We start from the raw sequence: 1,994 nt of genomic DNA on the forward strand, positions 1-1,994 counted from the left end.
AAGGAGGTGTACTGGGCGGCCTACGACGCGGCCGGCCGGTGCACCGACGGCCCGCACGTGGACCGGCCCGCCGACCTCGTCGGCAAGCTGCCCGCCGTCGCGAACGCCACGGGCGAGGGCGCCGAGGTGTACGCCGACGTCCTCGGGCTGCCCGTGCTCGGGGCGCGCTACCCGTCGCCGGTCTCCCTGGTGGCCGCGGCCGCCGGCGAGCTGCTCGCGGGCGCCCGCCCGGCCGCCCTCACCCCGCTCTACCTGCGCCGGCCCGACGCCGTCGAGCCGGTCGGCCGCAAGCGGGTGACGAGGGCGTGAGCGCGGGCACCGTCACGATCTCGCCTCTGCGCCACGAGGACGTGCCGCGGTGCGCGCGGATCGAGCACGAGCTGTTCCCCGGCGACGACCCGTGGAGCGAGGACGCGTTCCGCAGCGAGCTGGACAACGGCAACTTCTACGTCGGCGCGTACGTGGACGGCGTCCTCGTCGGGTACGCGGGCCTCGGCCTGACCGACTTCGAGTGCAGCGTCCACACGATCGCGGTCACGGCCGGGTACCAGGGCGGCGGCGTCGGCAGGACCCTGCTGCGGACCCTGCTCGCCAAGGCCGACGAGGCGGGCCTGCCGGTGTTCCTGGAAGTCCGGACGGACAACGTCCCCGCGATCAACCTGTACCTGGCGCACGGCTTCGAGCACCTCGGCCTGCGCCGCCGCTACTACCAGCCGTCGGGCGCCGACGCGTACACGATGGGAAGGCCCGCGAACCGTGACTGACCGGCTCATCCTCGGTATCGAAAGCTCGTGCGACGAGACCGGTGTCGGCATCGTCCGGCTCGGCCCGGACGGCTCGATGGAGCTTCTCGCGGACGAGGTCGCGTCCAGCGTGGAGGAGCACGCCCGGTTCGGCGGCGTGGTCCCCGAGGTGGCGTCGCGGGCGCACCTGGAGGCGATGGTCCCGACCATGCGCCGCGCCGTGGAGAAGGCCGGGATCGAGCTGCGGGACGTGCACTCGATCGCGGTCACCGCCGGTCCGGGGCTCGCGGGCGCGCTGCTGGTCGGCGTGTCGGCGGCGAAGGCGTACGCGGCGGCGTTGGACAAGCCGCTCTACGGCGTGAACCACCTGGCCGGCCACGTCGCCGCGGACACCCTCCAGCACGGGCCGCTGCCGAAGCGGTGCCTGGCGCTGCTGGTGTCCGGCGGGCACTCCCAGCTGCTGCTGGTCGAGGGCCTGGCCGAGCGGATCACCGAGATCGGGTCCACCGTGGACGACGCGGCGGGCGAGGCGTACGACAAGGTCGCCCGGCTGCTCGACCTGCCCTACCCCGGCGGCCCGCCGATCGACAAGCTCGCCAAGCAGGGCAACGGCTGCGCGATCGCGTTCCCGCGCGGCCTGACCGGGCCCCGCGACTCGAAGTACGACTTCTCGTTCTCCGGCCTGAAGACCTCCGTCGCGCGGTGGGTGGAGAAGCAGGAGCGGGCGGGCGAGGAGATCCCGCTGGCCGACGTCGCCGCGTCGTTCCAGGAGGCGGTGGCCGACGTGCTGACCGCGAAGGCCATCCGGGCGTGCCAGGACTTCGGCGTGGACACGCTGGTGATCTCCGGCGGCGTGGCGGCGAACTCGCGGCTGTCCGGCCTGGCGGCCGAGCGGTGCGCCGAGGCGGGCATCGAGCTGCGCGTGCCGCGGCCCCGGCTGTGCACGGACAACGGCGCGATGATCGCCGCCCTGGGCGCGCACCTCGTCGCGGCCGGCGCGAAGCCGTCCTCGCTCGACCTGTCCACCACCCCCGGTCTCCCGGTCGGCACCATCCAGATCCTCTGACACCCGGCGGTCAGGCCGGTTCGCCCTCCCGGCGCACCGGTTCCGCCACCCGCACGTCGACGCCCTCGGCGTGACCCGCGTCGAACGCCGCCGCGAAGCCGTCCGCGCCCAGCACCGCGCGGGCGGCGGACGTGATCCGGTCCACGTCGCCGCGTTCGGCCGCCGGCAGCGGCACGCCCACCGAC

Annotated in this window: 2 protein-coding genes and 1 pseudogene; all 3 read left to right on the forward strand. The window is 74.7% G+C overall.

What is annotated here, in order from left to right; translation table 11 throughout:
- Positions 1–309, forward strand: a pseudogene (locus tag ACFQ3T_RS36305) (tRNA (adenosine(37)-N6)-threonylcarbamoyltransferase complex dimerization subunit type 1 TsaB); the annotation flags it as partial.
- On the forward strand, positions 306–764 hold the full coding sequence (gene rimI / locus ACFQ3T_RS36310) for a ribosomal protein S18-alanine N-acetyltransferase (RefSeq protein WP_380730653.1): 459 nt from the start codon (positions 306–308) through the stop codon (positions 762–764). The pseudogene ACFQ3T_RS36305 and the gene rimI, both read left to right, overlap by 4 nt.
- Positions 757–1,809 (forward strand): tRNA (adenosine(37)-N6)-threonylcarbamoyltransferase complex transferase subunit TsaD, encoded by a 1,053-nt coding sequence (gene tsaD, locus ACFQ3T_RS36315; RefSeq protein WP_380730655.1) that lies wholly within the window; start codon positions 757–759, stop codon positions 1,807–1,809. The genes rimI and tsaD overlap by 8 nt, the downstream gene beginning before the upstream one ends.
- The last annotated feature ends 185 nt before the right edge of the window (positions 1,810–1,994 follow it).

Origin of the sequence: Saccharothrix hoggarensis (genome assembly GCF_042678885.1) — a bacterium.
GTDB lineage: Bacteria > Actinomycetota > Actinomycetes > Mycobacteriales > Pseudonocardiaceae > Actinosynnema > Actinosynnema hoggarensis.